This is a genomic window from Arthrobacter sp. StoSoilB13 (assembly GCF_019977255.1).
Lineage (GTDB): Bacteria > Actinomycetota > Actinomycetes > Actinomycetales > Micrococcaceae > Arthrobacter.
Genome location: NZ_AP024649.1, coordinates 160,631 through 184,672, shown reverse-complemented (window position 1 = coordinate 184,672; position 24,042 = coordinate 160,631). Strand labels below are relative to the sequence as shown.

At 62.4% G+C, this 24,042-nt stretch carries 21 protein-coding genes, 1 tRNA gene and 3 pseudogenes; 17 read left to right on the top strand and 8 right to left on the bottom strand.

The annotated features are described in order from the left end of the window. Positions 1-8 precede the first annotated feature (8 nt). The gene (locus LDP01_RS19365; protein ID WP_224094665.1) at positions 9-1,112 is read right to left on the bottom strand and encodes a D-TA family PLP-dependent enzyme; all 1,104 of its coding nucleotides are present in this window, start codon (positions 1,110-1,112) and stop codon (positions 9-11) included. A 229-nt stretch (positions 1,113-1,341) separates the two neighbouring features. Between LDP01_RS19365 and LDP01_RS19360 the strand changes: the two genes are divergently transcribed. The 5 genes from LDP01_RS19360 to LDP01_RS19335 all read left to right on the top strand — a co-directional run bounded on the left by LDP01_RS19360 (position 1,342) and on the right by LDP01_RS19335 (position 4,864). Next, a complete protein-coding gene (locus tag LDP01_RS19360) occupies positions 1,342-2,061 on the top strand; it encodes a GAF and ANTAR domain-containing protein (protein ID WP_224094664.1) in 720 nt (239 codons plus the stop codon). Between the two features lie 58 nt (positions 2,062-2,119). Further along, entirely contained in the window at positions 2,120-2,362 is a 243-nt protein-coding gene (locus LDP01_RS19355) for a hypothetical protein (RefSeq protein ID WP_224094663.1), read from the top strand. Positions 2,363-2,808: 446 nt separating this feature from the next. Then, complete coding sequence (locus LDP01_RS19350; protein ID WP_224094662.1) at positions 2,809-3,150, top strand: ANTAR domain-containing response regulator; 342 nt, start codon at positions 2,809-2,811, stop codon at positions 3,148-3,150. A gap of 127 nt (positions 3,151-3,277) precedes the next feature. Then, positions 3,278-4,363, top strand: a complete 1,086-nt coding sequence (locus tag LDP01_RS24010) for a GAF domain-containing protein (protein ID WP_527249106.1) — start codon at positions 3,278-3,280, stop codon at positions 4,361-4,363. 111 nt (positions 4,364-4,474) lie between these two features. Continuing rightward, positions 4,475-4,864 carry a hypothetical protein gene (locus LDP01_RS19335; RefSeq protein WP_224094660.1) on the top strand — a complete coding sequence of 130 codons (390 nt, stop codon included), beginning with the start codon at positions 4,475-4,477 and terminating at the stop codon, positions 4,862-4,864. 88 nt (positions 4,865-4,952) lie between these two features. Here the strand turns inward: LDP01_RS19335 and LDP01_RS19330 are convergent. Further along, positions 4,953-5,025: transfer RNA gene (locus tag LDP01_RS19330), tRNA-Lys, on the bottom strand. A gap of 239 nt (positions 5,026-5,264) precedes the next feature. Here LDP01_RS19330 and LDP01_RS19325 point away from each other — a divergent pair. From LDP01_RS19325 to LDP01_RS19315, 3 genes are all read left to right on the top strand, one after another. Beyond that, on the top strand, positions 5,265-5,924 hold the full coding sequence (locus LDP01_RS19325; protein WP_216922681.1) for a hypothetical protein: 660 nt from the start codon (positions 5,265-5,267) through the stop codon (positions 5,922-5,924). A gap of 333 nt (positions 5,925-6,257) precedes the next feature. Then, positions 6,258-6,875, top strand: a complete 618-nt coding sequence (locus LDP01_RS19320; RefSeq protein ID WP_224094658.1) for a DUF47 domain-containing protein — start codon at positions 6,258-6,260, stop codon at positions 6,873-6,875. A gap of 1 nt (position 6,876) precedes the next feature. Continuing rightward, positions 6,877-7,893, top strand: coding sequence for an inorganic phosphate transporter (locus tag LDP01_RS19315; protein WP_224094657.1), 1,017 nt, complete (start codon positions 6,877-6,879; stop codon positions 7,891-7,893). A gap of 155 nt (positions 7,894-8,048) precedes the next feature. Here LDP01_RS19315 and pstB read toward each other — a convergent pair whose 3' ends face one another. The 4 genes from pstB to pstS all read right to left on the bottom strand — a co-directional run bounded on the left by pstB (position 8,049) and on the right by pstS (position 12,185). Continuing rightward, positions 8,049-8,828 (bottom strand): phosphate ABC transporter ATP-binding protein PstB, encoded by a 780-nt coding sequence (gene pstB, locus LDP01_RS19310; RefSeq protein ID WP_224094655.1) that lies wholly within the window; start codon positions 8,826-8,828, stop codon positions 8,049-8,051. A 62-nt stretch (positions 8,829-8,890) separates the two neighbouring features. Then, positions 8,891-9,994 (bottom strand): phosphate ABC transporter permease PstA, encoded by a 1,104-nt coding sequence (gene pstA, locus LDP01_RS19305; RefSeq protein ID WP_224094653.1) that lies wholly within the window; start codon positions 9,992-9,994, stop codon positions 8,891-8,893. After that, entirely contained in the window at positions 9,995-10,927 is a 933-nt protein-coding gene (gene pstC / locus LDP01_RS19300) for a phosphate ABC transporter permease subunit PstC (RefSeq protein WP_224094651.1), read from the bottom strand. A 136-nt stretch (positions 10,928-11,063) separates the two neighbouring features. Continuing rightward, positions 11,064-12,185, bottom strand: coding sequence for a phosphate ABC transporter substrate-binding protein PstS (gene pstS / locus LDP01_RS19295; RefSeq protein ID WP_224094649.1), 1,122 nt, complete (start codon positions 12,183-12,185; stop codon positions 11,064-11,066). Positions 12,186-12,421: 236 nt separating this feature from the next. On the opposite strand from pstS, the gene LDP01_RS19290 reads away from it, so the two are divergent. The 4 genes and pseudogenes from LDP01_RS19290 (at position 12,422) to disA (ending at position 17,050) form a co-directional block, all read left to right on the top strand. Continuing rightward, a complete protein-coding gene (locus tag LDP01_RS19290) occupies positions 12,422-13,549 on the top strand; it encodes an FUSC family protein (RefSeq protein ID WP_224095090.1) in 1,128 nt (375 codons plus the stop codon). A 107-nt stretch (positions 13,550-13,656) separates the two neighbouring features. Beyond that, positions 13,657-15,031: pseudogene (gene radA, locus LDP01_RS19285) on the top strand (DNA repair protein RadA). 210 nt (positions 15,032-15,241) lie between these two features. Beyond that, complete coding sequence (locus tag LDP01_RS19280) at positions 15,242-15,709, top strand: Pr6Pr family membrane protein (RefSeq protein WP_263433805.1); 468 nt, start codon at positions 15,242-15,244, stop codon at positions 15,707-15,709. Positions 15,710-15,973: 264 nt separating this feature from the next. Further along, entirely contained in the window at positions 15,974-17,050 is a 1,077-nt protein-coding gene (gene disA / locus LDP01_RS19275) for a DNA integrity scanning diadenylate cyclase DisA (RefSeq protein ID WP_216922711.1), read from the top strand. A gap of 48 nt (positions 17,051-17,098) precedes the next feature. Here the strand turns inward: disA and LDP01_RS19270 are convergent, their stop codons facing one another. Further along, positions 17,099-17,818 (bottom strand): hypothetical protein, encoded by a 720-nt coding sequence (locus LDP01_RS19270; RefSeq protein WP_224094647.1) that lies wholly within the window; start codon positions 17,816-17,818, stop codon positions 17,099-17,101. A 179-nt stretch (positions 17,819-17,997) separates the two neighbouring features. On the opposite strand from LDP01_RS19270, the gene LDP01_RS19265 reads away from it, so the two are divergent. The 4 genes and pseudogenes from LDP01_RS19265 (at position 17,998) to LDP01_RS19250 (ending at position 22,660) form a co-directional block, all read left to right on the top strand. Beyond that, a complete protein-coding gene (locus tag LDP01_RS19265; RefSeq protein WP_527249105.1) occupies positions 17,998-18,984 on the top strand; it encodes an iron-sulfur binding domain-containing protein in 987 nt (328 codons plus the stop codon). 114 nt (positions 18,985-19,098) lie between these two features. Further along, positions 19,099-19,584, top strand: coding sequence for a hypothetical protein (locus LDP01_RS19260; protein WP_224094645.1), 486 nt, complete (start codon positions 19,099-19,101; stop codon positions 19,582-19,584). A gap of 806 nt (positions 19,585-20,390) precedes the next feature. Further along, positions 20,391-21,744, top strand: a pseudogene (locus LDP01_RS19255) (dicarboxylate/amino acid:cation symporter). Positions 21,745-21,862: 118 nt separating this feature from the next. After that, positions 21,863-22,660 carry an SDR family NAD(P)-dependent oxidoreductase gene (locus tag LDP01_RS19250; RefSeq protein WP_224094642.1) on the top strand — a complete coding sequence of 266 codons (798 nt, stop codon included), beginning with the start codon at positions 21,863-21,865 and terminating at the stop codon, positions 22,658-22,660. On the opposite strand, the pseudogene LDP01_RS19245 reads toward LDP01_RS19250, so the two are convergent. Then, positions 22,657-23,441, bottom strand: a pseudogene (locus tag LDP01_RS19245) (helix-turn-helix transcriptional regulator). The gene LDP01_RS19250 and the pseudogene LDP01_RS19245 overlap by 4 nt on opposite strands. Positions 23,442-23,514: 73 nt before the next feature. Between LDP01_RS19245 and LDP01_RS19240 the strand changes: the two are divergent. Then, positions 23,515-24,027: a VOC family protein gene (locus tag LDP01_RS19240; RefSeq protein WP_224094640.1), complete on the top strand. Its 513-nt coding sequence runs from the start codon at positions 23,515-23,517 to the stop codon at positions 24,025-24,027. Positions 24,028-24,042 lie beyond the last annotated feature (15 nt).

Here is a 24,042-nt window from a genome sequence, read left to right as displayed (position 1 = left end):
TACCCCAACTAGTTATTCTTGCCGCGCGCTGCGACCTTCCATGTGTCCACCACTGCCCCCTCACGAACCACAGTGACCTCGTCCACGAGGTTCATGGCCAGGCAAACGTGGTTGGGGATCAGCCTGAGCCGCGTGCCCAGGACAGGAAGCTCCTCAGAGTCCGGCCAAACAACTGTGGCGTGGTGTTCGGAGAGCGCCGTAATCCTGGCCTCCCGGTATTCCGGCAGACGCCCGTATCCGGTGGCCCAGTCGGGGCGGTCGCTGCCCAGGATCTTGCTGCCTGCGTCCACCACCACCCGCCGGACATTCCCGCCGTCGGACTCGTGGCGGCTGACCACAGTCGCAGCGACAGTCAGCGCGATGTCATCCCACGTGCACCGTTCGAGTTCAAGCTGTTGGGCGTCTCCGAAAACATAGACGCCCGGGCGGAGCTCAGTGGCCAGGGTTTCGGCGTCGAGCAATGCGGTCGGGGTAGAGCCGCCGCTGACGGTGCGGACCTCAAAACCGGCGTGCTCCAATGCGGCAGAAGCACGGCCAAGGGCCTCATTCTCGTTACTCGCTGCATCCCTTGGCATTCCCGGTTTGTAACTGTGTCCGGGGAATGTGAAGACGCCCGCAATGTTCAAGCCGTTTGCCGAAGCCGCCCGCGCAACCTCCACCACTTCTCCGGGCAGGACCCCGCTGCGGTGATGCCCGCTGTCCACTTCGATCAGAACATCGATGCTTCTGGCGTCGGCGCCCAACTGGCGTCCCATCGCCGTCGCGCTTTCCGCTGAATCGGTGCCCACCGCGATGCTGCACGTCCTGGCAAGCTTCCGCAGCCGCTCAGCGTGGTGCGCCTCAACCCACAGCGGGTAGGCGATGAAGATATCCGTGGCGCCGCCGGCTGCGAAGACTTCGGCTTCCCCGATCGTCGCAACCGTCAGCCCAACTGCTCCAGCCGCGAGCTGCTTGGCTGCGATCTCCAGGGTCTTGTGTGTCTTCACATGCGGGCGGAGCCTCAGTCCCCTGCTCAGCATGCTCGATGCCATGCGTTGAATATTCCGGTCGAGGATATCGACGTCGATCATGATGGCTGGTGTGACGATTCCGTCCGGGACTGCGTGATTCATTCTTAGAACAGTAACGTCCTACGGCCCGCATCCGCTCGCCGGGTTGCTGGAATACATCGTTGCAGACCATGCGGCACTGTTGCGCCGGATGGCCCAGGCGTAGTGTCGGTAGTAGGAGATTTCGGGTGTGGCAAATGGTCCGGAGTTAACTATCCGGGTTGTGCGCGAACTCGAGCGCACTGCCGCCAGCCGGAGTCAATCGCTCTGGCATTGCCTGGAATGAGGCCGAATGGCCCAGAACGATGCAGTACCCACAGCGGAACAGTTGCAGGACCTGCTGTTGGAGAGCCCCGGATTCACGGAATTCCTCCTTGGTTTGACCACTATTTCGGCTTCCTTGTTGGGCGGGGATGTCCCCATGCTGTGTGCCATTACCGTAGAACGGGACGCGGGCCCGTCCACGGTGGCGAGCAGCACAGAGGCGGCTCAGCGCCTGGACGAGAAACAGTACGAGTTCGACGACGGCCCATGCCTTAGCGCGCTCCGGCAACGGCAGACCGTCTTGGTTGAGGACCTTCAGGCCAACGTCCGCTGGCAGCACTACGCCGACGCTGTTTCGCAGGAAGCTATCACGACCATGTTGGCGGTTCCGATCCCTACCGACGACGACTCAAGGGCCGCGCTGAACTGCTACTCCACCGAAGCAGGAACGTTCGATCCAGAGACCGTGGCATCCATTGTGAAGCACGCAGAATCCTTGTCCAGGATTCTCCGGCTCGCCCTGCGCCTGCACACACCGGATCCATATCCTGTGCACCTGCGTTCCGCGTTGGAATCGCGGGCGATAGTGGATGCGGCTATTTCCCTCATCATGATGCAGAACCGTTGCAGCCGGGACGCTGCCGTCAGGCTCATACAGTTGGCGTCGCGCAACAGCGATAAGCGGCTGCACGAAATTGCCGAAGACATCCTGAAACGGGCCGGTCACGAGGATAAGGAGGGTAGGTAGGCTCTATGAACTCCGAACCCTGGGGGCACCGGAAAACGACAATGAATATGACCAGCGCATGCACGCCGCCGATAGATTCCGAAACGGAACAGTAAGCCTCAACAGTCTGTGGATCTACTATTTCGGGATTGGCGGGGATGCCGATGAGCTGGCGCTGGACGCTTACCTCAACGGACTTCTGGTTCTTGCCCCAGGCCAGATGGAACTCGTAGATACTGCTTTCAGGGAGCTCACATCAGACGGCCGGATAGAACCGGCGGGCAATAGTGCCGATGAATATCAAAGGAACGGTAATGACTGAAACCCAGCCATCGCGCCACATCGCAAGTCCTCCCAGTTATCTTGGTCATTATGAGGACAGGCTGGATCTGACGGACTTCGTTGAACATCTGCAGGATCTCTTGGTGGAAAATGCCGATATCCGTGAATTCCTCCAGGACCTCGCTGAGTTGATCGCGCAGAAGCTCACAAGGAACGGAAACACGATTGCCTGCGGAGTCACCGTCATTCGGCAGAAGAAACCCGTGGCCGTGGCTGATAGCGATCCCCTGGCACGCAAACTGGACGAGATCCAGAACAGTTTCGGCGATGGCCCTTGCCTATCGGCCCTTCGCACACGAACGATCAGCCACGTCCCGAACGTTTATGAGGAAGATCGCTGGCCTGAGTACATGCGGGCCGCAGCGGCTTCCAACGTGGGCTCCATCCTGGCCTTTCCCATGGAATTGAACAGCACGGCGGAGGGCCGTGGTGAATCTCTACTCCGAGCGCCCCCATGGCTTCTCCCACGAGGACTTATTGTCGGCAGAGCGCGTTACTGCAACTGCGGCCAAAGCCCTCCATCTGGCCTTGAAGATCGCCCAGTTGCGGGACGCGCGCGAGAACCTCACCGCCGCTCTCGAATCCCGCACGACCATAGACACCGCCGTCGGAATCATCATGGCGCAGAACCGCTGCAGCCGGGACGCGGCCTTCCAAATCCTCGTCAGCGCGTCCAGCCACCGCAACATCAAACTCCGGGCAGTGGCCCAGGGGATCATCGCCCACATTGCCGGGGATCGGAGGATCTCAGCACCTTTTGAGGAATAGGAAGCAGCCTGGCTACATGCGGTTTTTCTGGTCCAAAACCCATTAGGCTGGATTTGGAACACGGGAGTCCAGCGATTCAAAGATTGTTTCAGTCGGCCAGCCGACCTGAACGGCCGGGAAGAAGATCATGACCAAGAAGCACCTTCCTCTGGACGAACTCTCGGGCGCCATCGGCCGGATTCTTGGCCTCCTGTTGACCGAGGAAAAGGTTGACCAAGCCGTTCAAAGCCTGTCGCTGGCCATCAAGGAGTCCGTACCCGGCACACTTGGCGCAGGCGTCTCCATCCTGGATTCGCAGGCACGGAGGACCAGCACTGGATTCACCGACAACATCGTGGAGCAGGCGGACTTCCTACAATATGATCTGGGCCAGGGTCCCTGCCTGACGGCGTGGGCCTCGGAAGAAAGCGTGCTGATCGAAGACCTAGGCACGGACACGCGCTGGCCGGAATGGCGTACTGCCGTCAGCTCCCTTCCCATCAGGTCAGTGGTCAGCGCACCCCTGATAGCAAACGGACGCAGCATTGGCGCTATTAAGATCTACGCGCCGGAACCTGCCGTCTTTGATGCAGGCACAGTCACTCTGATGGAGCTCTTCGCTTCCCCTGCTGCCACCCTTCTTTCCCACATTCAAAGCACCGAGACACCCCAGCGCATCAGTGAAGGACTGCAGGCCCGCCCTGCACAGTCGCGATCTGGTCAACCGGGCCTGCGGGATATTGATGGAACGCCACAAGATCACTCACGAACGGGCACTGCAGCAACTGATAGGGAACGCCCGCGACCAAAGCAGAATCCTGCAGGAAGTCAGCGCCGAGCTTGTAGCCGGGATTCCGGCAGACCACAACTAAGGCCGCCGGATATGGGCTTCGAACGTAAAGAACCCGAGCAACGCCGAAGGCTCCTGGAAGCCCTCTCCGCTGCGCGGATCAGCACGGGCACCCTGTGGCTGCAGTACTTCAGCATCGGCGGGTCCGTGGGTGAGTACGAAGTGGAGGCGTACCTGCAGGGAATGCTGTCCGTTCCGGAACTGGAAAGGGACCTCCTGGCAATGGCGGCGAACGAGCTCCTGAATAACCAACCCGGTCCCCACGCACCGTACGCTGACGAGCTTCCCAACTCGGATTCGAACGGTTCCGAGCCTGGCTCCGACCCGGCTCCAGGGACGGGTTCCGGCATGGACGCTCCAGGCGACGAAGCCGATCCCCACTAGCTGTCACACAGCGCTCATCCGCCTGCAACGCCCCTGCAACATGAATGCGAAAGGCTGGAGCCACAAGGCCAACCGGCCAAAGATGGCAACAGCCGGCTGAGGGGAGCAAACATGAGCACTGCAAACAGGGATCTATTCCAGGCGCTGAAAACGCAGGCCAGCCTGGCGCAGGCCTTTGGCACCTTGCCGGGCAGCAAGGAGGAGCCACACGCTCTCAGCCCAGGCGAATACATAGAGGCGTGGCACAACGGCCGCCTTTACCACCGGGGCACGGTGCTCAAGACAATCGCGGGTACCGATCTGTTCTGGCTCCAGGATGCAGAAACCGGGAGCCGACGACTGCTGGATATGGAATCACTGGAAATTGTCGCCGCGGGGCAACCGGCTGCTACGCCAGCAACAAAGGCGCCAGAAACTTTGCAGGACGCTCCGTCAGAAGCGACGGTCACACCTATTTCGCTGTATCCGATATTCCAGGACGGATCACAGGCAATCGCCTAGGAAGCCCGGCATCGTGGGCTCAACACGGAACCCCACGCCGGGAACAAAAACAGGCCGGAGACTCAACGTCTCCGGCCTGCAGAAAGGGTGGGCCCTGTGGGGATCGAACCCACGACCCACGGATTAAAAGTCCGATGCTCTACCAACTGAGCTAAAGGCCCCTCCAGCTGTTGAAACAGCCATGAATACTGTACCTCAACGTCAAGCCAGTCGAGGAACGGGCCCTGCAACGCGGCGTCGTGACCTCTCTTGAGCGAACAGCCGACGACGGCGCGCGCCGGCAGCGGCCTGTCGGCCCACCTCCCGCGGCAAAGTAGGTCGGGAAGGCGCACGGACAGCAAGAAAGCAGCCAAAGAAACCGTTACTCGACCCCATCAGAGCACAGGAGTACGGTGAACTCATGAGCGAACAGCCAGGATCACGTGCGTACGGCGGAGCGAACAGGCACCACAAGCCCAAGCCCTTCGCGCCCATCGATTTCGAACCGTTCGCCGGCGGGGCAGATCCCGCCCGCGTCTCCGAGGCTGCCCACCTGGCCGCCCAGGCGCTCGTAAAACGTGGCCGTGACAGCGACGACCCCAAAGTCACCCGTCGCCTGGTGAAGCTGGCCGACGAGCAGGGCCTCGAAGCCATCGCCGAGATGTGGGCCGAAAGCCCCGCCCGTTCCCTGCCCGGTGCTTTGTGGAGGCTCTACGCCCTCCGCGCCGCCACCATCCAGAACCCCGAACGCATTTCTGTGTACTTCAGGGCAGGCCGCGACACCGCCCAGGTATCCAACGTGGTTGCGGGGGCCGCGGAACCACCCGGAGCCGACGAAATGAAGACCATGGCAGATGCCATTTTGTCCGGAGCGTTCGACGGCGATTTCGACGTCGCGCTGGAACGTTCCGCTGCGTTCTGCCGGGTTGTGGCGCTCGGCCAGGCAACCCTGGCGGACGGGGCGGAGCACAGCAATGAAAGCCATGCAAGCAAGCTCACACGCAACTCGCACCAGCTGGTAAAGACCGCCGAGGACCTCGAACACGCCGCCAATGCATGGCGCTTGGGAGAGCTGGATTAGGGCCCAAAAACCCCTGAATTTACCCACGTCGGGCCTTGCCTGTCAATGTTGACTTAGCCGCACCGACGTAGAACACTGAAACTGGTGCCGAACCGCGAAACCCCCGGGCTTCAACTTATAGCCGCTCCGAGCGGCCTACCGCCGAGAGGCGTATCCGGTTCGGCACCATTTTTATGCCCAGGCCCGGATCAGGGCTAGCCACCCCTGAATGTGAGCCGCTGCCACACCCGCAGACTTAGCGGTGGCCGTCGTCGTACAGGTAAAGTTGGGGCCGAAGCGGGAAGCGTCAAGTCAAGCAGCCCGCAGCCCATCCGTCCCCGGCCCGGAAGCGATATGAAGCTGCGCCTTTTCCCCCAGGAACCTGCCGGGCTCGTACTGCTCGCGCAGATGGCCGGCGTCATTGTGGCCGCCACCGGAACGCTCTCAGAGATCCTCGGCGCCCAGGCCAGTGAGCACGAACGCTTGACCGAGGAACTCCACGAGCACGAGTCGAAATCCCTGGACCTGCACTTTGCGCTCCTGACGCACATGCGCACCAGCTTCGTGAACCCGCTCCCCCGCGAGGACATGTACACGCTGTCCCGCCACCTCAACGAGGCCATGGAGAAGCTCGACGCCGCGGGCGAGTTGGTTGCGCTCTACAAGCTGGAACGCCTGCCCAAGCGCGCGGCCGACCAGCTGGAGATCATCAGCCGCCAAGCCGAGCTGACGGTGGACGCCATGCGAAAGCTTGAGGACCTCGACGAACTCGAAGACTACTGGATTGAGATCCTCAGGCTGGCGAAACGTGCAGAGCGAACCCACCGCACATGGGTGGCCGAGATGCTGAAGGATATGAAATCCACGCAGTACGCCCGGCACAGGGACATCGCCAACCAGTTGGTGGAAGTCACCAAGGACATGCGTAAGATCGCCACGCAGGTAGGCAGCATCATCGTCAAGGAATCATGACGTGATCGTTGCATTCCTGGTCCTCGTGGTGGGTTTGGCTTCAGGATTCGCTTTCCTCAACGGCTTCCGTGATGTCTCCAATGCCGTAGCACTTTCCACGAGGACACGAGCCCTCACGCCATCCGTGGCGGTCCTCCTGGCAGCTGTTTTCAACTTCATCGGCGCCATGCTCAGCGGCAGCTTCGTCCTCGCGTTTACGCAGTCCTGGATCATCCTGCCCAACGGCATTGGCGGGCTAACAATGCTGACGTCTGCCCTCGCCGCATCCATCATCTGGGGCGTATACGCGTGGTGGCGCGGCATCCCGTTGTCTTCCACCAACTCACTCGTGGGCGGATTGATCGGCGCGGGCGCTGCGAGCGTGCTGGTGGGCGGGCACTCCATCAACGGAGTGGACAACGTCCTCCTGACCCAGGTCGCTTTGCCACTGGTCCTGTCACCTGTGATCGCTTTTGTGGCTGCCTATCTGCTCGTTTGGCCGGTGACCTGGGCTGCGCGCTATACGCAGCCGAATGTCATCAACAGGCGTTTCCGCCGGGCGCAAGCTGTCTCTGCTGCGGCCGTGGCTTTTGGCCATGGGCTCCAGGATGGGCAGCGTACCGCTGCCGTTCTCCTGTTGGCGTTGGTAGCGGCGGGACTGTCAAGTGGGGGCGAATTGCCCCTGTGGATCCTCGTTCTGACCGCGATCATGCTCACAGCGGGCACCATGTTTGGTGGCTGGAGGATCTCGCACACGCTGGGTCACAAGTTGATCCGCGTTGACCCTCTGCGAGGGTTTGTGGCCCAAACCCTGACTTCCATGATGCTCTTCATTGGCGCCATCGGCCTGCAGCTACCACTATCCACAACCCATACGCTGACCGCATCCGTACTGGGAGCAGGCACCAACCAGCGCTTCGCCATCACCAACAGGCGTCTTGTGCGCAGGATTCTCCTGTTTTGGGTTGCCACGCCGCTCGTCACGGCCGCAATGGCCTTCGTCCTTGAGTTGGCGTTCTCACCCCTGGCGGACCTCTGACCCGTCTGAGTCGCACTTAAGCGCGTTTTGAGGGGTCAAAACGCGCACAATTGCGACGTAGTTGGGTACAAAAAAGTGACGGCGGCCGTACCCCCAAGGCGACGGCCGCCGTCGTTCATTGCCGGCTCCCCAAGAAAGCCGGAACCTGCAGACCCTTATCCGAAGCGGCCGGAGACGTAGTCTTCCGTGGCCTTCTGGGAAGGGTTGTTGAAGATGCTGGTGGTGTCAGCGAACTCGATGAGCTTGCCGGGCTTGCCGGTGCCGGCGATGTTGAAGAACGCAGTCTTGTCGGACACACGGGCGGCCTGCTGCATGTTGTGGGTAACGATCACCACGGTGTACTGGTCCTTGAGCTCATTGATGAGGTCCTCGACCGCCAGCGTGGAGATGGGGTCCAGAGCCGAGCAAGGCTCGTCCATGAGGATCACCTGGGGCTCAACAGCAATTGCACGGGCAATGCAGAGGCGCTGCTGCTGGCCGCCCGAAAGGCCGGAACCTGGCTTGTCCAAGCGGTCCTTGACCTCATTCCACAGGTTGGCTCCAATCAACGACTTCTCCACCAGTGCATCGGCTTCGCCCTTGGAGATCTTCTTGTTGTTCAGCTTCACGCCGGCCAGGACATTGTCCCGGATCGACATCGTGGGGAACGGGTTGGGGCGCTGGAAAACCATGCCGACCTGCGTGCGGACGGTCACCGGGTCAACGCCGGGGTCGTAAAGGTTGTCGCCGTCGAGCAGGACCTCACCCTCGACGCGAGCACCGGGAAGGACCTCGTGCATGCGGTTCAGCGTTCGGAGGAAGGTGGACTTGCCACAACCGGACGGGCCAATGAAGGCCGTGACGGACTTGGCTTCAATGTTGATGTTGACGTCCTCGACAGCCAGGAAGCTGCCGTAGTAGACATTCAAGTCTTTGACGTCGATGCGCTTGGACATGGTGTTCCTTATTCCTTGGGGGTTTATGGAAGTGTTGGTTGGGGCCGAAAAACCGTCGCGGCCTAGCGTCCCGTTTTGGGCGCGAACAGGCGGGCGATGAGGCGGGCTCCGAGGTTCAGGAGCATCACCAGGATGATCAGCACCAAAGCGGCGCCCCATGCCCGCTGGTCCGAGGGGCCAGGGTTGGACGGCGACGTCGGGTTCAGGATCTGGGTGTAGATGAACGTGGGCAGCGAGGCCATCCAACCGCCAAAGACGTTGTTGTTGATAGTGGTCGCGAAGCCTGCAGTGACCAGGATGGGAGCGGTCTCGCCGATTACCCGGGCGATCGCCAAGGTAACGCCGGACGCAATGCCGGAGATCGCCGTCGGAATAACCACCTTGGTGATGGTGCGCCATTTACGCACGCCGAGCGCGTACGACGCCTCGCGGAGCTCGTTCGGGACGATCTTGAGCATTTCCTCGCTGGAGCGGACCACTACCGGGATCATCAGTACGGAAAGCGCGACGGCGGCTACCGCACCGGTCTTGGTGCCGGGGCCGACAACCGCGAAGAAAAATGCTGCCGCGAAGAGGCCGGCAACGATGGAGGGAATGCCGGTCATGACATCCACGAAGAACGTAATGGCTCGGGCCAGGGGACGGTCGTTGCCGTATTCCACCAGGTAGATGGCGGTCAGCAGGCCGACCGGCACGGAGATGACGGTGGCCAGGAGTGTGATCTGGAGGGTGCCCAACAGCGCGTGATAGATGCCGCCGAGGACCTTCCCGCCTTCCTCGGCTGCCTTGTTATCGAAGGCACCGGTGACGCCGTTCATGGACGTACCAAGGAATCCGGGGGTTACCAGACCGGGAATGCCGTTCACCAACACGGTCCAGATGACGGAGATCAACGGCAGGAGGGCAATCAGGAAAGCCCCGACAATCAAGCACGTGGCCAGCTTGTCCTTGGCCTTGCGGGCGCCTTCGACGGCGCCGCTCCATGCCACCAGGCCGAGGGTGAACAGGACGGCGGAGACAAGGCCCCAGCCGAAGGCGTTGAACCCGATAAGGGCCAGGATGGCTGCGCCCACGATCAGGGCGACGGCCAGGACAATGTAAGGAGCGAACTTGGGCAGTTGGCCCTTGGTGAGCGCCGAGCGCTTGCGGACTACGGTGGCGGTCATTTAGTTGGCTCCCGAGAATTCTTTGTGCTTGGTGATGATCCAGCGGGCAATCATGTTCACGCCAAGGGTGATGACGAACAGCACCAGGCCTGCGGCGATCAACGTATTGACCTTGAGCCCGCTGGCTTCCGGGAAGTTCAGCGCAATTTCGGCGGCGATGGTCTGGTTGCCGGACTGGATGAGGCTTGCAGTCAAGACTCCCGAGGACAGCACCAGCGCAACCGCCATTGTCTCGCCAAGGGCACGGCCCAGACCCAGCATGATGGCGCTCACGATTCCCGGACGACCAAACGGAAGTACGGCCATGCGGATCATTTCCCAGCGGGTGGCTCCCAATGCGAGCGCAGCTTCTTCGTGCAGCTTGGGGGTCTGCAGGAAGATTTCGCGGGACAGGGAGGTGATGATGGGAAGGACCATGACGGACAGGACGATGCCGGCGGTGAGGATGGTCTTGCCGGTGGCGGATGCCGGTCCCTGGAAGATCGGGATCCAGCCGAGGTTGTTGGCGAGCCAGTCGTAGGCCGGGGAAATTTCCTTGGCCAGGAAAGCCGCGCCCCACGCACCGTAGACGACGGAGGGGATGGCGGCCAGCAGGTCCACAACGTAGCCGAGCCCCGAAGCCAGCCGGCGCGGGGCGTAGTGCGAGATGAACAGGGCCACCCCGATTGCCACGGGGGTCGCGATGACGAGCGCGATCACGGCGGCGATGAGCGTGCCCACCACGATCGGGGCGATGTAGGCGACGAAGCCGTGGCCGCCCTGGATGTCCGCAGGCGGTGCGACGAGCGCAGGGATTGCCTGCACCACGAGGAACAGGGCGACTCCGAAGAGAACCGCGAGAATCAGGCACCCTGCGGCCATGGCGGCCCCGGAGAAAACCTTGTCCCCGGCGCGTCCTGCGCCTTGGGAGGTTGTCAGGGAGTTGGTGGTCACTTCACGATCCTTCAGTCTCAGTGAACTGGTCTTACATGGCTAAGTTCCCTATCCCGCGGGAACGGCCTTTCAGCCACTCCGCGCAGGACAGGGAACTTCAGTGTTTAGCCGGGTTCAGGCAAACCCGCCGGAAATCCTAGGCCTTGGCCTTGATGGTTTCGATGGCGGCCTTGGCCTTGTCCTGCAGCGTCTTGGAGAGCGGTGCGGACTTGGCAGCGTCAGCGGCGGTCTTCTGTCCTTCGTCTGAAACTACGTAGCTTTCGAAGGCCTTGACCAGGTCAGCGACTGCCTTGGTCTCGTACGTGGTGCATACGACGTGGTAGGAAACGAGCACTACCGGGTAGGCGCCGGAGACAGTGGTCTTGCGGTCCAGCTTGATGGCAACGTCGTTGGCGGCGCGGCCGTCAACAGGCTTGCCGGCCTCGACAGCCTTGGAAGCAGCGTCAGCGGAGATCTTGACGAATTCCTCGCCGACCTTGATGGATGCGGTGCCCAGCTTGCCGGAGACAGCGGAGTCATCGGCGTAGGTCACGGCGCCCGGGGTGTCGGTGACGGTCTTGACGACGCCGGAGGTGCCCTTGGCGTTCTCGCCCTTCAGGCTTGCCGGCCAGATGCCTGCGGCCTTGTCCGTCCAGACCTCGGGAGCAGCAGCTGCGAGGTAGTCGGTGAAGTTGGTGGTGGTTCCGGAATCGTCAGAGCGGTTCACCGGGGTGACCTTGAGGTCCGGCAGGGTAACGCCGGCGTTCAGGGCCGCGATTGCGGGGTCATTCCAGTTGGCGATTTCGCCGCGGAAAATCTTGGCGACCGTCGCGGCGTCGAGCTTCAGGTCCGTGACGCCCGGAACGTTGAAAGCGACGGCGATCGGCGAGATGTACACCGGGATGTTGATGGCGCCTTCAGGGCCGCACTTGGCTTTGGAGCTCTCGAGCTCTTCGTCCTTCAGGTAAGCGTCCGAGCCGGCGAACTGTGCCGAGCCGTCGATGATGGCCTTGCGGCCTGCGCCGGAACCGTCCGGGGAGTACTGCACGGTCGCGCCCTGGTTTGCACTGGCAAAGCCGGCCTTCCAGGCGTCCATGGCAGCGCCGGTGGAGGATGCGCCGATGCCGGTGAGGGTGCCGGTGACCTTGGTGCCCGATGCTGCCGACGGCGTGCCAGCGGCGGTGCCCGTTGCGTTGTCTGAACCGCAAGCGGTGAGCGCGAGAGCGCCAGCTGCGATGACCGCGATTGCCGCGTTGCGGCCGAAGCGAGTTGCCTTCACTTGGATGTACCCCTTCCAGGGATTCTCTGATGCGGGCCGAACGGAGATTTCGGCGTGCGTGAGCTATGGACCTTTTGTGCCTTTACTGAAGGTAAGCAGCGCAGGTAACGGGATCTGACGTGGAAGGTGAACGCAAAGTGAACGACGGCGGACCATTGGGTTATGTGGCGCGTGCCACCTTGAGTGTGAGCTGGGTTGCCGTCTTTGGCGGCCGTTCGGCAAATAGACTGGAGGACATGGCTGCCGCGAAGGGATTTTCTGCAAGCAAGAGGTTCCTGCGTGCCAGAGTCCGGACGGGATTGGTCCGCAGCCGGAACTCACTGACGCCGGCTATTCAAATGACGGTGTGCGCCGTGGGGGCCTATGCTTTTGCGGAATACGTCCTGGGTCACCAAGGGCCCTTGTTCGCGGCCACTTCTTCGCTGATTGCGCTCGGCTTCTCCCGTGATCCGCGCTTGCGCCGTGTTATTGAGGTCGGTCTGGGCTGCACGCTCGGCATCGTGGTGGGTGACCTGCTGCTCCACTGGCTGGGCGCTGGGATCCTGCAGGCCGCCGTCGTGCTTCTTTTCTCTATCCTGCTGGCCAGGTTCCTGGACAGCGGGACTATTTTCACCACCCAGCTGGGGCTCCAGTCGCTGCTGGTGGTACTGCTGCCTGCGCCGGCCGGCGGGCCGTTCACGCGAAGCCTGGATGCGGTGGTGGGTGGGGTGTTCGCTCTGCTGGTGACCATTTTGGTGCCGAAGGACCCGCGCCGGGAGCCGCGAAAGGATGTCCAGAAGATCCTGCACGAACTCGCCGAAGTGCTGCGCGAGTGCGCCAAGGCCATGGTCGAAAGTGACTCCACCATCGCCTGGCACGCGCTGATTCGCGGCCGTAATTGCCAGCCACTGGTGGATCGGATGCGGCAGACCCTGCGGGCGTCCGGCGAAGTTGCAACGCTCGCCCCGGCGCACCGGAGGCACCGCGACGAGCTAGCCAGCCTGGAGCACTCGCTGGAATACATCGACCTCGCGCTACGTAACAGCCGCGTTTTTGCCCGCAGGCTCACCAGCGCAATCAACCATGCTGCGCTGTCCGACGAAGCAATTGAAAGCATTTCCGAGGTGCTGCAGGAAACTGCCGCCGCAATCGATGAACTGACCATCGGCCTGGCGGAGCAGAGCGAGGGAACCCGACGCGTCCATATACGTCACGCACGCAACGAGCTAACAGATATCGCCTCGCGCCTGCACCCCAAAATGCTCGACGTTCAGAAGCTTGAGGGCGAAACTGTGGTGATGCTGTTCCGGCCGCTCATGGTGGACCTTTTGGAGGCGAGCGGTTTGGAACCCGACGAGGCCCGGGACGTGCTGCCGGCTCTGTAGGCCGCTCCCGCCGAGACGGCATTTAATGACAATCCGCCGGCCGAACATTGGCATCAAATGCCATCTCGCGGCTAATACTGTCAGCCCCCGCGACTAACCTTGAACCCATGGCTTCCAAGACCTCCCGCGCATCCAAGACACCCGCCTACAAATGCGCCGAATGCGGCTGGACGGCCATCAAGTGGGTGGGCAGGTGCGGTGAGTGCCAGGCTTGGGGAACGGTTGAGGAGTACGGCGCCACTGTTGCGCGTACGACGGCGGCCGCAACAGTTTTGGAGCCGGCCCGCCGGATCGCTGAGGTGGATGGGACAACGGCGGCATTCCTGCCCACGGGTGTGGACGAGTTGGACCGCGTCCTTGGAGGAGGGCTCGTTCCCGGTGCCGTCATCCTGCTGGCTGGGGAACCCGGCGTCGGGAAGTCCACACTGCTGCTGGACGTCGCCGCGAAATTTGCCCGCACCGGGCAGGATGTCCTCTACATTACGGGCGAGGAATCCGCAGCACAGGTGAAGCTCCGGGCGGAGCGGATCGACGCCGTCGCGCACACGTTGTATCTGTCCGCCGAGACCGACCTTGGGCAGGCATTGGGCCAAGTGGAGAAGCTTGAGCCCAAGCTGCTGATCGTGGACTCTGTGCAGACGCTCAGCAGCGCCGACGTCGAAGGAAGCGCCGGTGGTGTCTCGCAGGTACGCGAGGTTGCGGCGTCCATCATCTCTGCGGCCAAGCGACGCAACATGACAACGCTGCTGGTTGGCCATGTGACCAAGGAAGGCACCATCGCAGGGCCGCGTTTGCTGGAACACCTTGTGGATGTCGTATGCCAGTTCGAAGGCGAGCGCCACTCCCGCCTGCGGCTGTTGCGGGCCGTAAAAAACCGCTATGGCGCCACGGACGACGTCGGTTGCTTTGATCTTAACGAGGCCGGCATCGAGGGGTTGGCCGATCCCAGCGGGTTGTTCGTTTCGCGGACCCGGGAGCCCGTCTCCGGAACCTGCATCACAGTGACCATGGAGGGTCGCAGGCCCTTGCTCGCTGAGGTCCAGTCGCTCCTCGCCGAGAGCGCCAATTCGCAGCCCCGGCGTGCCACCAGCGGGCTGGAAAGCTCCAGGGTTGCCATGTTGCTCGCAGTGCTTCAGCAGCGTGCCGGCTGCATGCTCCATAAGGACGATTCGTATGTGGCAACCGTGGGCGGAGTGAAACTCACGGAGCCGGCCACAGACTTGGCAGTTGCGTTGGCCGTCGCATCGGCCAAATCCCGCAAGGCACTACCCCAACGGCTCATTGCGTTCGGCGAAGTGGGGCCTGGCTGGCGAAGTACGTCCCGTTCCCGGGATAAACCAGCGCATCCAGGAAGCCCACCGGCTAGGGTTCACGCACGCGATCGTTCCAGCCAGCCCGGCAGGCGCCGGCGTCATCCCGGACGGCTTCTCGGTGCGGGAAGTTGGCCACCTGGCCGAAGCGCTGGAACTGCTGATCACGTAATTCCGCCGGGGTGTCGGGAGCCCGCTGAGCTGCGGTTTCGGCAAGGATTGGGCCATGACCAAAAGAACTGTGCTTATTGGGGGACGCTTTTTCTTTGGCCTTTTGACCCTGGTGGCAGTGGGAACGCAGCTGACGGTTCATTTAGGCATGGGGTACGACGTCTGGAACTTCTTCAGCTACTTCACCAACTTGTCCAATATCTTCGCGGCCGTGGTGCTGCTCATCAGCGGATACAGGGTCCTGGTCCGGAAACGACCCAGTGAGATCGATGACGCCACCCGCGGCACGGCGACCATCGCCATGGCCGTAGTTGGACTGGTATTCGGCGCTTTGCTTGCCGGCGAGGACCTTGGCTCCCTTCTTCCGTGGGTCAACTTTGTGGTCCACTACCTGATCCCTGTGGTGATGGTGGTGGACTGGCTGTTCCAACCACCGCGGGCAACCTTGACTATCCGCCATATCTGGTACTGGCTGCTCTACCCGGTGGGCTACCTGGTCTATAGCCTCATCCGTGGAGCGTTCGTCAACTGGTACCCGTACTGGTTCATCGATCCCGCCCGGGCAGGTGGCTGGGGCGGGGTGGTGGTTTTTGCCGCAGCGATCTCCGTCGGATTCCTCCTGGTGAGCCTGGCGATGCTGTGGCTCGGGAACAAGCTGAAGCGGCAGGTGGATTACTAGAATATCTACACCAATTTGTTATATCGAAGCACGTCAACCGCGCAATAGGCCCAAACAGCCCTTGCCGGTGAGGCAAGAAAACGCACCTTCGAGCCATCCCCGCACATAACGAAATGACCCACTTTGGGGCTTGCTGGTGCGGTTAACGGTGCCCGGAAGCCATATCATGGTGCTAGTCGTCATCAGGGCATTTTTCGAAGCGCCCGCAGATGCCGGATTCAGCTTGTCTGTGAGCCATGGCTTGCACCTTCGAAGGGAAACCCTATGGCCCGGAGCCCGGAAGAGTCGCTCAAGGCGACTCTGGCCAGAGTCGCACCCGGAACTCCCTTACGGGACGGCTTGGAGCGCATCCTTCGGGGACGCACCGGCGCCTTGATCGTGTTGGGCTCGGACCGCACCATCGACTCCATCTGTTCCGGCGGATTCGATATCGGCATCGAGTTCTCGCCCACGCGCCTGCGTGAGCTCGCCAAGATGGACGGCGCCATCATCTGCGACAAGGACGCCAGCAACATCGTCCGTGCCGCTGTGCAGCTCGTTCCGGACTCGAGCATCGAGACCCAGGAATCCGGGACCCGGCACCGCACAGCCGAGCGCGTCGCCATCCAGACCGGCGTTCCCGTTATTTCCGTCAGCCAGTCGATGCAGATCATCGCGCTGTACGTGAACGGCCTGCGGCACGTCCTGGAGGGCTCGGAGAAGGTCCTCGCGCGGGCCAACCAGGCCCTGGCAACGTTGGAGCGTTACAGCGCCAGGCTGGACCAAGTCACCAGTTCTCTCTCGGCCCTCGAAATCGAGGCGCTGGTCACGGTCAGGGATGTGGCCGTCACCCTGCAACGCCAGGAAATGGTCCGGCGTATCTCCGAGGAAATCGCTCAGTACGTTCTGGAACTTGGCGAAGACGGCCGCCTGCTGTCCCTCCAGGTGGAGGAGCTCACCATGGGCCGCGGCCCGGGCAGCGATGTCATCATCCGCGACTACGCAGACCCCGACGCCACTCCCGAGGATATTGAAGAAGCCGTCCAGGCGCTCCTCAACCTCGGCCCCACTGAGCTGATTGACCTTAGCAGGATCGCCGGAATCATCGGCTTCGCGGGCGGCGTTGAGCAGCTGGACGCTGTGGTCCAGCCCCGCGGCTACCGCCTACTGTCCGGCCTCAAGTCCGTGCCGAAGGCCGTCGCCGATCGCCTGGTGGACTACTTCGGCGGCTTGCAGAACCTCATGGCAGCCACCATCGATGACCTCATGACTGTTGACGGCATCGGCGACCAACGCGCACGCACGGTCCGCGAGGGTTTGAGCCGCATGGCCGAAGCAAGCTTGCTGGACCGTTTCCTCTAGAAGCCGATTGCCGCCGTCGGACGCTTTCCGTCCACTCTCCTCCGGCCGCTAGTTCAGCTGAAACACTGCCTTGGTGCTGGACTTGTTCCCCAGCCGGGCCTCGAACGTGTAGTAGGCGCCGCCCGCGCCGGGCTTGGCGTCGATCGCAGCGCAGCCCTCCAGCGTCCGGTTGCGTTGCCAGGGGAAATTGGCGGTCTCGCTCTTGCCTGGCTGGATGGTCTTGACCAGGTCTTCACTTCCGGCCTGGCAATCCTTGGAGGAAAAGATCCTGTCCGAGCCACTCATCACCACGTACTCCATCTGCGACGTGCCAACGTTGACCTCGCAAGGCGCCGTCCCGCCATTGGTGATGGTCATGGTGAGCAGCGGCTTCTCCTCAGCCGAGTAGGCCGGCTTGTCAGTAGCCGCAGCGACGGTCACCAGGTTCAGGTCGCACACAGGCGTGGGCTTTGCGGACGGGGAAGCAGTGCCCGCTGTGGGCGCATTCCCTTGAGTGGGAACCTGGGACGCTTCCGGTGTGCTGACAGCTTGCGGCTCGGACTTACTTGCGAGCGCGCCGGTGATTGCCACGACGCCAGCCACTACGAGGGCGATCACCAGCAGCAAAGCACCGAAAACAAACTGCCGACGACGGCGGTAGACGGCCGGGCTTGGACGTCGCCTGGGCGTCGGGGTGCCAGGGCGGCCCGTTCCACCTGAACTGCGGGCAGCACCCTTCGCCGGCGCTGATGTGCGCGCGGACGACTGGTTCTTACCCTGATTGGCCATGTTTCTAGGCTAGGCGGGCCCACTCCGCAGGCCACCACCACCACGCCGCCGGACGCCAAACCCGCCCTGTGTGACGTGCACCGCACGAGCATTGCCGTTCCGGTTTCCACTACAGTAGGGGGCAGAATTCCAGCGCTTCCGCGCAAGCCTAAACTTCAACAGTCCGGGAGATCTGACGCATGGCACTTCCCGGTACGGACCACAGTACGAACCACGGTACGGACCCCGGTGCCCACCACCTCGATGGCCTCCATCGCGCCCTGGACCAGTGGTTCGGCGAGACCGCAAGGGACCTTCCGTGGCGCGAGCCCGACTGCAGCGCCTGGGGGATCCTGGTCAGCGAAGTCATGCTCCAGCAGACGCCGGTGGTGCGCGTGCTGCCGGTCTGGCGGGAATGGATGGAACGCTGGCCCACTCCCGCCCACCTTGCCGACGAGCCTTCAGGGGAAGCCGTGCGCCATTGGGGGCGTCTGGGCTATCCGCGCCGGGCGCTGCGACTGCACGCGGCCGCCGTCGCAATCCGGGACGAGCACGGAGGCGACGTCCCGGACACCTATCCCGAGCTCTTGAGCCTGCCGGGCGTCGGCAGTTACACAGCTGCCGCCGTCGCCGCCTTTGCTTTCGGGCGCCGCGAAACAGTGGTGGACACCAACATCCGCCGCGTCCATGCGCGCCTCATCTCCGGTCTCGCCCTGCCCGCTCCGACGCTCACCGCAGCCGAGATGCGCCTTGCCGACGCCTTGCTGCCCGAAGACCGGCACCTGTCCGTGCGGTGGAACGCCTCCGTCATGGAACTGGGTGCGATGGTGTGCACGGCGCGCACCCCCAAGTGCGTCGAGTGTCCTGTGCGCTCAAGCTGCGCCTGGCTCGCGGCAGGTGAGCCACCGCCGTCGTACACGCCCAAGGGCCAGTCCTGGCACGGCACGGACCGGCAAGTCCGCGGCGCCGTGATGGCCGTCCTCCGCGAAGCTGCTGCCCCGGTTCCGCGCGAAATGTTTGAACAGGCTCCCGCCGACCTCGGGTTCGTGCCCTCCGGCGTCGGGATTCCGCTGGCAGCACTGCACCGGCTCAACTCAGCCCCCGAGCAGCTGGAACGGGCACTCGACGGGCTGCTGCTCGACGGCCTGGCGGAAATGCACGACGGCGGATTGCGGCTCCCAGCGTAAGCGGCAATCACGCGCGGTGTCGGTTCGGCAACGGGCCAGTGTGAGCCGTAACGATGCGGGTGCCTTTTGCCTGGGATCCGGGTGCAGGAACCCGGGCCCGGCTTACGCTGAATCATGGGCAAGATCGGATTGGCTTGGACCCTCGCGGCGATGACCTCGCTGATTCCGGGTTGCTATCCGGAATCGCCACCCCCGTGCCCAGCCATCGCGATGGCGCCGGTGGTGTCCCTGACCATTCAGGCCAGCTACGTGCACGAGGTTAAGTCCATTCGCATGAAGGCGTGCCAAGACGGCGCCTGCACAGAAGCGGACCTGGAGCTGTTTCCCGGAAGCATTTCCGTAGATCAGGGCTGCGCACCCGAGGGCGTATGCTCGGCAACGTCCTCCCCGGACGGCACCCTGCACGGCAACCTCTTCCTGCCCAACCTGACGGAATCCCCCATCGAGGCAACCGTGTCCGGCACGTCCCCATCCGGGACCGCATTGCCTGTTCGGACGCTGACGTTCACGCCCAAGGCCGACTACCCGTTTGGCGAGCAGTGCGGTAGGTTCATCACCGCCAATCTGGTGCTCGATGGGGCGGGGCTAAGGCAGGGATAATCGAACGGTTCCTCTAGCGATTTGATTTTTGGACGGGTATCCTCGTCTAACCTGCCTGATGGTCAAAGTCCTGGGGGTGTCGTGCACCGGTCTGAGCAGCCCATTCGTGACACGTTTTCTGTCACGGCACCCACCCGCACCGTCGGCGCCCCGGCGCCTGCCGCAGCAGAAGGAAACCTGGTCGCGGACCTCAGCGCGAGGATCCGCCACAAACATGGCACGGAACTGAACGAACTTCGCGAGGCACTCAGTGGGTCCTTGCAACGCGGCTCACACCACCGCGGGCCGACGCCACTATCGAACGGGCCCCACCCCATCATTTGAGGACGAGACCGTCAATGTGACGATCGTCGTCGAGACCGTGGAATGGGGATGGTTCGCCACGGGCCCGGCGCCAGCAGGAACATGTGTCACTGTGTCCATTGCTGCCCATCGCAGGGACAGTGGAATCCAAGCCCCGCTCTCGTTGAACGAGTGCGACTCGTGGCTTCGAGCCCTCCTGCCCGGTCCTTGGATGACGCACGTTTACCGATGCTGCTGCTTCAGCGGGTCCGCAAGTGCGGGGGTGGTCTCCTACAGGTTGTTTCTTGATGCGCTCCATAAGCCGGCTCCAAAGCCGCCGGAGGTGCTCGCGGAAGGCTGCCAACCCCTTCAACTGCAGTAGGCATTTTCGTATCGTGAAATCTTGATTCCGATATTAAACACAAAGAGGCTTTGAAATTAGCATTTCCGAAACACGCCCCTCATAGCGTCATGTGTGATCCCCGGCCGTGACCCTGCATGGCCCCGCACAGATAGGCGCCCCCATGAAGACTCCCGTACCCGCTATGGCTGTGAGCCCAGCGGCCAAGAAGCCACTCTATAGATCCCTGTTTTTCCAGATCCTGGTGGCCGTGGTGCTGGGGGTCGCCATTGGCTACTTCTGGCCGGGCACCGGGTCCGCGCTTCGCCCCCTTGGCGATGGCTTTATCCAACTCATCAAGATGATCATTGCGCCACTGATATTCCTGGTCATCGTCACCGGCATCTCGGCCGTGGGCGACGTGAAGTCCGTTGGCCGGGTGGGCGTCAAAGCCCTCATCTACTTCACCGCCGCCACACTGTTCGCCCTTGCGTTCGGGCTGCTCGTGGCCAACATCGTACAGCCGGGAGCCGGCCTGAACATCGATCCCACCTCCCTGTCAGCGGAAGCCGTCAACGCCAAGACCACCACGGCGCCACCAAAGGATGCAGGACAGTTCCTGCTGGGCATCATTCCCAGCAGCGTGGTTGGAGCCTTCGCATCCAACACGTTGCTGCAGGTCCTGTGTTTCGCGGTCTTCTTCGGGGCGGCCATCGTGGTGGTGGGACGGGAGAAGTGCAAGCCCGTCATCGACCTCATGGAGACTACCCTCGAACTCTTCTTCAAGATCATGTCCTGGGTGATGCGGGTTGCCCCTGTAGGCGCCTTCGGGGCCATGGCATTCATCATCGGCCAGTACGGGCTCAGCTCTTTGAGCACATACGCCTTGCTGGTGGCTGCGTGCTACGGTTCGGCACTGGTCTTCATCGGATTGCTGTTCATCGTGGCGTGGGTTTATCCACGCGTTCCACTGTGGCAGTTCATCAAGTACTCCCGCGAAGAGTTCATGCTGGCGCTGGGCACGGCATCCACAGAATCAGTGCTGCCGCGGATCATGACCAAGCTGACCAACGCAGGCTGCTCCCGCGCAACCACGGGCTTGGTGGTTCCCACGGGCTACTCTTTCAACCTCGACGGCGCCGCCCTCTACCTTTCGATCTCGCTGCTGTTCCTTGCCCAGGCCCTTCGGGCATAACCTCGATTTGGGCCAGCAGCTGGCCGCCCTCGGGATCCTGATGTTGACCTCCAAAGGGATGGCAGGCGTTCCGGGTTCGGCCTTCCTGGCCCTTTCCGCTACCGCCGGCGCTTTGGGAATCTTCCCCGTTGCGGGCGTTGCATTGCTCCTCGGAGCCGACAGGCTGATGGACTCAATGCGCGTCGTGGTCAACCTGCTCGGCAACTGCGTTGCCACGTTTGTGGTGTCCAAATGGGAGGGGCAATTCGATCGCGAGGCGATGCTGGCCGCCTTCCGCGGGGAAACCACGACGCCGGAACCCACCAAAGAGGTTACGGAACCACCGGTGCCCGCTTCGGTGTAGCCAGCAGCTTTGTCCTATTCGCGCCGGATGCGAAAATACTAAGTAACCTGTCAGTTACAGTCTTTCTCCGGGCGCGCTTCGCGCTGGAAGCCCCATAGCGAATCGAAAGGGATGACCGATGAGCCCCACAGAGAGGCAATTGGCACTTGTCACAGGTGCATCCACCGGCATCGGCTACGAGCTTGCGCGGCAGTTCCTCAACAATGGGTTCGACACGATCATCGTCGCCGAAAATGACGGGATCCATGAGGCGGCCCAACGCCTGGCAAATCTCGGCGGCGCCGTGACGGCGGAACAGATCGACCTCGCCAGCAGGCAGGGCGTGGAGCAGCTGCGGACCGCAGTCGCAGCGCTGGGAAGATCGCTTGACGCCGCTGCCCTCAACGCCGGCATCGGCGTAGGAGGGCCGTTTGTGGAAACGGACCTCGAGCAGGAAATCAGGATTATCGATCTGAACGTGACCTCAACGGTCGCCCTCGCCAAATGGATCGCGGTGGACATGGTGCAACGTGGTCAAGGAAGAATATTGTTCACCTCCTCAGTCATTGCGCGGGGGCCGGCTCCGTTCCAGGCAGTCTATGGCGCGTCAAAAGCCTTCGTGCAGTCCTTTGGGCAGGCACTGAGGAACGAATTGCGGGACACAGGGGTCACGGTCACCACCCTGCTGCCGGGGCCGACTGAGACACCGTTCTTTGAGCGGGCAGAGCTGTTGGACACGAAGGTAGGAGCCGAGGAGAAGGACGATCCGGCGCAGGTAGCCGTGCAAGGCTTCAAAGCGATGATGAAAGGTGAGGGAAACGTGCTGGGCGGCTCCTTGAAGTCCCGCATCATGGGGCTCGGCAGCAACGTCATGCCGGACGCCGCGGGGGCGGAGTTCAACCGGCATTTGAGCGAGCCGGGATCGGCCGACGACTAACCGCCAACCACACGCCGATAGGTGCTCGGGGTGAACCCCAGTACTTCTGGAAGTCGTTCGTCAAATGTGCGTGATCGGCATAGCCAAGTTCGGCCGCGATGCCCGCAAGATCAGCGGAAGGGTCCAGACGTGCCCTCTCCGCGGCATCCTGCAGTCGACGTCGACGTATGAGCGCCGACGGGCTGAGTCCGATGTATTTCCTGGCAATTCGCTGGAGCGTCCGCCCCGAGACAGCGAGCCGGGCCGCCACGTCCTCAATCCGTGTCACGTCCGGGTCGGCCCCAATAATGTCCATCATCCGGTTCGCCAGTAAGGCCTCTTCGGAAGGGAAGTCGTTCAGGGCACCCAGCCACGACGCAAAGGCGTCCACTGCCAGCCCGCGGCGGGCACCGCCGTCGGGAGCGTTCATGGCCCGTACGACAGAACGGTGAAGGTCCTCAAACGGCAACACCACCTCGGCATCGCGCAAGCTGCCCGGATCGTCGGTGAACACCGGAACAGCGGCCGGCCGCATCAGCGCTCCAACTGCCCAGCCGCGGCCATTTAAGTCGCGGTAAGCGGCCCGGGTTGTGGGACCCGAGAAGACCACGTCATCCAACTGCACAACGAGATTGGACGCGGGGTAGGCGATCAGGTGTTGACGGGACATGCGGCCTGGCTCGATGTCCCATTCAGGAATCCAGAACCATTGGACCAGCTCCGCAACAGACTCCGGTGCCGCCAAACGGTTGAAAGTGGGAAGCCGTGCCGGGTACAGAATGCCCTTGAAGGAACTGTCCACGAGCCTCCTCCCCAACAAAGTCTGTCGCGAATCTCCAAGCGCCGGGGACAGCCCGGCCCGTAGCGTCAAGTTCATGACAGATACTACAAGCACTGAGCCAACCATGGCCGCCCATGGAAAGTACACCACCCACGGAGTCCCCAACGGGCTGACCAGCCTCACGCCGTTCCTTGCCGTACCCAATGCCAAAGATGCGATCACGTTCTATACGGACGTTTTCGGCGCACGTGTTGTTGGCGTCACGGAGATGGGCGGCGTTGTGGTCCATGCCGAACTCGACCTCGGAAACGGCCACCTTCAACTAGGGGAACCCAACCCGGAATACCACTTGGTCCCGGCGCCCGACGGCGATGATGACTGCTATTCCCTGGGCTTTTACTGCCCGGACGCAGACGCACTCGTGCAACGGGCGGAACAAGCCGGCGCCCTCATCCGCGAACCACTGACCACGTTCGTTTCAGGGGACCGATATGCCAGCATCCGCGATCCGTTCGGAGTCCGCTGGTCCATCATGACGCGAGTGGAAGATCTCTCCGAAGAGGAGAGCAACCGTCGAGTCGAGGAGTGGGCGGCCCAGCAGGGTTAGAGAGGCACAGGCAGG

Bases quoted from the DNA above. Each gene is read 5' to 3' on its own strand.
- LDP01_RS19365 (WP_224094665.1), bottom strand. From the start codon at position 1,112: ATGAATCACGCAGTCCCGGACGGAATCGTCACACCAGCCATCATGATC.
- LDP01_RS19360 (WP_224094664.1), top strand. From the start codon at position 1,342: ATGGCCCAGAACGATGCAGTACCCACAGCGGAACAGTTGCAGGACCTG.
- LDP01_RS19355 (WP_224094663.1), top strand. From the start codon at position 2,120: ATGCACGCCGCCGATAGATTCCGAAACGGAACAGTAAGCCTCAACAGT.
- LDP01_RS24010 (WP_527249106.1), top strand. From the start codon at position 3,278: ATGACCAAGAAGCACCTTCCTCTGGACGAACTCTCGGGCGCCATCGGC.
- LDP01_RS19335 (WP_224094660.1), top strand. From the start codon at position 4,475: ATGAGCACTGCAAACAGGGATCTATTCCAGGCGCTGAAAACGCAGGCC.
- LDP01_RS19325 (WP_216922681.1), top strand. From the start codon at position 5,265: ATGAGCGAACAGCCAGGATCACGTGCGTACGGCGGAGCGAACAGGCAC.
- LDP01_RS19320 (WP_224094658.1), top strand. From the start codon at position 6,258: ATGAAGCTGCGCCTTTTCCCCCAGGAACCTGCCGGGCTCGTACTGCTC.
- pstB (WP_224094655.1), bottom strand. From the start codon at position 8,828: ATGTCCAAGCGCATCGACGTCAAAGACTTGAATGTCTACTACGGCAGC.
- pstA (WP_224094653.1), bottom strand. From the start codon at position 9,994: ATGACCGCCACCGTAGTCCGCAAGCGCTCGGCGCTCACCAAGGGCCAA.
- LDP01_RS19290 (WP_224095090.1), top strand. From the start codon at position 12,422: ATGGCTGCCGCGAAGGGATTTTCTGCAAGCAAGAGGTTCCTGCGTGCC.
- disA (WP_216922711.1), top strand. From the start codon at position 15,974: ATGGCCCGGAGCCCGGAAGAGTCGCTCAAGGCGACTCTGGCCAGAGTC.
- LDP01_RS19270 (WP_224094647.1), bottom strand. From the start codon at position 17,818: ATGGCCAATCAGGGTAAGAACCAGTCGTCCGCGCGCACATCAGCGCCG.
- LDP01_RS19265 (WP_527249105.1), top strand. From the start codon at position 17,998: ATGGCACTTCCCGGTACGGACCACAGTACGAACCACGGTACGGACCCC.
- LDP01_RS19260 (WP_224094645.1), top strand. From the start codon at position 19,099: ATGGGCAAGATCGGATTGGCTTGGACCCTCGCGGCGATGACCTCGCTG.
- LDP01_RS19250 (WP_224094642.1), top strand. From the start codon at position 21,863: ATGAGCCCCACAGAGAGGCAATTGGCACTTGTCACAGGTGCATCCACC.
- LDP01_RS19240 (WP_224094640.1), top strand. From the start codon at position 23,515: ATGACAGATACTACAAGCACTGAGCCAACCATGGCCGCCCATGGAAAG.